Here is a 4,999-nt window from a genome sequence, read left to right on the forward strand (position 1 = left end):
CCTCGCCGCCCAGCTCCGCCCGCACGCGCGCGTGGTCGACCACGTCGTAGCCGTGGGCGGAGCCGGGCACGGCCTCCAGCACCGGCGACAGATGCAGATGCGACACGCCGAGCGAGGCCAGGTAGGGCACGGCCGCCGCCGCGGCCTCGAACGGGAACCCGGGCTGGAGCTGGAGCCGGTAGGTGGCCGTGGGCACGACGGGGACAGGGCGCTCAGAGGTCATGCAGACCTACGTACCCGCCCTGCCCCCATTTCTGTCATCCCGCCCACCGGCCGGCGGCCGGGCGAGCCCCTGCACGAGCCCCTACGCGGGCCGCTGAAGGACGGTCATGCTCCGGTCCACCAGCGTCAGCCGGTCCCCGGCCGCGACCTTCACGCCCGCACCCCGCTGCACCGCCTGCGGGTTCGCCGTGTCCACGACCACCTGCCACTGGCGGCCGTGGTCGACCGGCACCACGAACTCCAGGGTCCTGGGGGAGGCGTTGAACATCAGCAGGAAGGAGTCGTCGGTGATCCGCTCCCCGCGCGAGCCCGGCTCGGAGATGGCGTTGCCGTTGAGGAACACCGTCAGGGTCGAGGCCTGCGACGAGTTCCAGTCCCGCTGGGCCATCTCCTTGCCCTCCGGCGTGAACCACGCGATGTCCGACAGATCGTCGTGGGTCCCCTCCACGGCCCGTCCGTGGAAGAAGCGGCGGCGGCGGAACACGGGGTGCTCCTTGCGCAGCCGCACGATCGCCCGGGTGAAGTCGAGCATCTCGTCGCCCTCCCCCTCGGGGTCGGGCCACTCCACCCACGCCAGCTCGCTGTCCTGGCAGTACGCGTTGTTGTTGCCGTGCTGGGTGCGCGCCACCTCGTCGCCGTGGCTGATCATGGGCACGCCCTGCGACAGCATCAGCGTCGCCATGAAGTTGCGCATCTGCCGGGACCGCAGCTCCAGCACGTCCGGGTCGTCGGTGTCGCCCTCCACCCCGCAGTTCCAGGACCGGTTGTGGCTCTCGCCGTCCCGGTTGTCCTCGCCGTTGGCCTCGTTGCGCTTGTCGTTGTACGACACCAGGTCGCGCAGGGTGAACCCGTCGTGGCAGGTCACGAAGTTGATCGAGGCCAGCGGCCGGCGCCCGTCGTCCTGGTACAGGTCGGAGGAGCCGGTCAGCCGCGAGGCGAACTCCGCGAGCGTGCGCGGCTCGCCCCGCCACAGGTCCCGGACGGTGTCGCGGTACTTGCCGTTCCACTCGGTCCACAGCGGCGGGAAGTTCCCCACCTGGTAGCCGCCTTCGCCCACGTCCCACGGCTCGGCGATCAGCTTCACCTGGGAGACCACCGGGTCCTGCTGCACCAGGTCGAAGAACGACGACAGCCGGTCCACCTCGTGGAACTGGCGGGCCAGGGTCGCCGCGAGGTCGAAGCGGAACCCGTCGACATGCATCTCCAGGACCCAGTACCGCAGCGAGTCCATGATCAGCTGGAGCACGTGCGGGGACCGCATGAGCAGCGAGTTCCCGGTCCCGGTGGTGTCCGTGTAGTACCGCGGGTCGTCCGCCAGCCGGTAGTACTGCGCGTTGTCGATGCCCCGGAAGGACAACGTCGGACCCAGGTGGTTGCCCTCGGCGGTGTGGTTGTAGACCACGTCGAGGATCACCTCGATCCCCGCCTCGTGCAGCGCCCGCACCGCCGACTTGAACTCCAGCACCTGCTGCCCGCGGTCGCCCCAGGAGGCGTACGCGTTGTGCGGGGCGAAGAAGCCGATCGTGTTGTAGCCCCAGTAGTTGTTGAGGCCCATGTCGACCAGACGGTGGTCGTTGACGAACTGGTGTACGGGCATCAGCTCCAGTGCCGTGACGCCCAGCTCGGTGAGGTGCTCGATGATCGCCGGGTGCGCGAGGGCGGCGTAGGTGCCGCGCAGTTCCTCCGGCAGCGCCGGGTGGCGCATGGTGAGGCCCTTGACGTGCGCCTCGTAGAGCACCGTGTGGTGGTACTCGGTGCGCGGGCGCCGGTCGTCGCCCCAGTCGAAGTAGGGGTTGACCACGACCGACGTCATCGTGTGGGGCGCCGAGTCGAGGTCGTTGCGCTTGTCGGGGGCCCCGAAGTGGTAGCCGTACACCTCCTCGCCCCAGGTCACCGCACCGCTGATCGCCTTCGCGTACGGGTCGAGCAGCAGCTTCGCCGAATTGCACCGCGAGCCGCGCTCGGGCGCGTACGGACCGTGCATCCGGAAGCCGTAGCGCTGCCCCGGCATGATGCCCGGCACGTACGCGTGCCGCACGAAGGCGTCGCTCTCGCGAAGTTCCACCGCCGTCTCCGAGCCGTCGTCGTGCAGCAGACACAGCTCTACTCGGTCCGCGGCCTCCGAGAAGACCGCGAAGTTCGTACCGGCGCCGTCGTACGTGGCGCCGAGGGGATATGCCTCTCCAGGCCAGACCTGCATGGATACGACTCTTCCAGGTGTGCCGCTCCGCCGGGGACGCCTTCGCACCGAGTCTCCCGGAAAGTGAGGGAACCACCTGTGACTTACGTCCCTCTTACCGAGCGACCAGTGCGTACGCCCCATACGGCGTACGCCGAACCAGTGGGGCTTACAACGTACTCCCGGGGCACAGGGGGAGTAGGGGGAAGATGTGCGCACGACAGTGCGTCGCCACCTGGGCAAGGTGGTGGCAGGCGCGGCCGTCGCGGTGGCCGCGACAGCCGCGATGATCGCGATCACCCTGCCGGGCACGGCAGGGGCGGAAGGAACGGCGGGGGGCTCCGGCGAGAAGACGGCGGCGGGGCAGCAGGGCGCCGGCCAGGGGGGCACGGGGCAGCAGGGCGGCTCCGCGGCGGTGGCGCCCGGGGTCGTCGAGCAGGCGCCCGCCGAGGGCGAGCGGGGCACCGGGCGCGACCCGCTGACCGACGACGAGATCGCCCGCGTCGAGCGCATCGCGCTCAGCAGGCAGCTCTTCAACGCCAGCCAGGACGTCGACGGCGACCGGGGCCCGCAGCCCCTCGGCGTGGACCTCGCCGACCCGGAGGCGGACGAGGTGGACGACCCCTCGGCCCCCCGGCGCGCCGAGGTCAGCTTCTACGACTACAAGGACGACACCCTCGTCACCAGGACCGTCAACCTGGACACCGGCAAGGTCGAGGCCACCGGCAGCGGACAGGGCGTCCAGCCGCCGCTCAGCCGCGCCGAGAACACCGAGGCGGCCACGCTGCTGATCGCCGACCCGCTCGGCGCGGGCCTGCGCGCCGACTACAAGGACGCCACCGGCAAGGCACTCACCTCACCGGACCAGCTCCAGCTCTCCAGCATGGTGTACCGCGCGGTGCCGGGCGCCCAGCCCGCCGCCTTCGACAGCTGCGGGATCCACCGCTGCGCGCGGCTGCTGCTCAAGGTGAAGAACGGCCCGTGGATCGACACCCGGTCCCTGGTGATCGACCTCAGCACCCGCAAGGTGGCCGCTCTCACCCGCTGAGCGCCCCTTCGTCCACTTTTCCGACTCACGCCTCCCGCGCCGGGCCGCGCCGCCCTGTCTCGGGAGGGTGACGCACAGGGAGTCCTGTCCTCATGCGCCTGAACCACCCGAACGGCGGCCACCGGCCGCCCGGCACCCGCCGCGTCCGCAGAGGCGCGGCCCTCGGCCTGTCCGTGGTCGCACTGGCCGCCGGAGCGTCCGCGACGGGCACCGCCCCGGCCACCGCCCACCCGAAGACGGCCCCCGCGGCCGCCCCGGACTGCAGCGCCGCCTACCGCATCCAGCAGAAGCTCTCCAACGGCACGACCTGGAGCATGTGCTGGCGCTTCGAGTCCAAGTCCGGACTCGTCCTGGAGAAGGTCTCCTACCAGCCGCCCGGCGAGGCCCGCCCGATCCGGGTCCTCAACAGCGCCAAACTCGCCCAGATCCACGTGCCGTACGACGACGGCTCCAACGAGTACAACGACATCACCGACTACAACTTCGGCGCGGGCCTGGTCAACATGACCCCCGCCGAATGCCCCGGCGGCACCATCAAGACCGTGAAGGTCCCGGATGCCTACAACTCCGAGAACCCCAACATCAAGGGCCTGTGCACCACCACCCGGGCCCGCGGTCACGCCTACCGGATGCAGACCGACTCCGGGAAGGTCTACCAGTCCCAGGGCAAGGACCTGCTCGTCTACACCGTCAACAAGGTGAGCTGGTACGAGTACATCACCGAGTGGCGGTTCGCCGACGACGGCACCGTCTCCATGAACGTCGGCGCCACCGGCAGCCTCTCGCCCTTCGACTACGACGCGGGTGACGGCCGCGGCTGGCCGATAGGCAAGGGCGCCACGTCCTACTCCACCAGCCACAACCACAACGTGTTCTGGCGGCTCGACTTCGGCCTCGACGGCTCCTCGAAGAACAAGGTCGAGCAGTACGACTCGGTGGTCAGCCCGCCCGCCGCCGGCGCCCAGGCCCCGACCAACAAGACCACCCGCACCCCCGTCACCAAGGAACTCGCGGGCGACGCCAAGAACATGCGCTGGTGGCGCGTGGTCAGCACCACGGGCAAGAACAAGGACGGCCACCCGCGCTCGTACGAGATCGTCCCCGGCGTCAGCAGCAAGTACCCGGGACGCGCCTTCACCCGGCACGACGTCTACTTCACGCAGTACAACAAGTGTGAGCAGTACGCCAACAACAACCTCCGCCTGTGCGCTCCCCGGCATCCCGCCACCGTCGACAAATGGGTGAACGGACAGGCCCTCACCCACCCGGTGGCCTGGGTGAACGTCGGCTTCCACCATGTCGCTCGGGACGAGGACCAGCAGCCCATGCCGGTGCACTGGCAGGGCTTCTCGATCGCCCCCCGCGACGTCACCGCTATGAATCCGCTCACTCCGCCCGCCCTCGTCACCGAGAACGGCCGTCCGGGCTCGCAGAGTTGAGAAACGACCCTGTCCATCCGGCTGCACCGCCGACCGCTACCGGAGTACCCTTCCTTGATCGTTGGGACGGGGATGCTCGGGGGAGCGGAAGGCGGTGCAGCCGGATGGACA

4 protein-coding genes are annotated in these 4,999 nt (G+C 70.0%); 2 read left to right on the top strand and 2 right to left on the bottom strand.

What is annotated here, in order from left to right; translation table 11 throughout:
• Together BZL64_RS36110 and glgX are read right to left on the bottom strand one after the other, a co-directional pair.
• Positions 1 to 223: alpha-amylase family glycosyl hydrolase (locus tag BZL64_RS36110; protein ID WP_143663414.1), on the bottom strand; the 223-nt coding region annotated here is incomplete at its 3' end.
• Positions 224 to 304: 81 nt separating this feature from the next.
• The gene (gene glgX, locus BZL64_RS36115) at positions 305 to 2,422 is read right to left on the bottom strand and encodes a glycogen debranching protein GlgX (RefSeq protein WP_086773261.1); all 2,118 of its coding nucleotides are present in this window, start codon (positions 2,420 to 2,422) and stop codon (positions 305 to 307) included.
• Between the two features lie 190 nt (positions 2,423 to 2,612).
• On the opposite strand from glgX, the gene BZL64_RS36120 reads away from it, so the two are divergent.
• Together BZL64_RS36120 and BZL64_RS36125 are read left to right on the top strand one after the other, a co-directional pair.
• Entirely contained in the window at positions 2,613 to 3,449 is an 837-nt protein-coding gene (locus tag BZL64_RS36120) for a Tat pathway signal sequence domain protein (RefSeq protein WP_086773262.1), read from the top strand.
• A 92-nt stretch (positions 3,450 to 3,541) separates the two neighbouring features.
• A complete protein-coding gene (locus BZL64_RS36125) occupies positions 3,542 to 4,888 on the top strand; it encodes a copper amine oxidase (protein WP_086773263.1) in 1,347 nt (448 codons plus the stop codon).
• Positions 4,889 to 4,999: the final 111 nt, after the last annotated feature.

It is taken from the genome of Streptomyces bobili (genome assembly GCF_002154575.1).
GTDB classification, from domain to species: Bacteria; Actinomycetota; Actinomycetes; order Streptomycetales; family Streptomycetaceae; genus Streptomyces; species Streptomyces bobili.

What these genes read in the sequence shown, in the direction of transcription:
- glgX (WP_086773261.1), bottom strand. Translation starts at nt 2,422, where the DNA reads ATGCAGGTCTGGCCTGGAGAGGCATATCCCCTCGGCGCCACGTACGAC.
- BZL64_RS36125 (WP_086773263.1), top strand. Translation starts at nt 3,542, where the DNA reads ATGCGCCTGAACCACCCGAACGGCGGCCACCGGCCGCCCGGCACCCGC.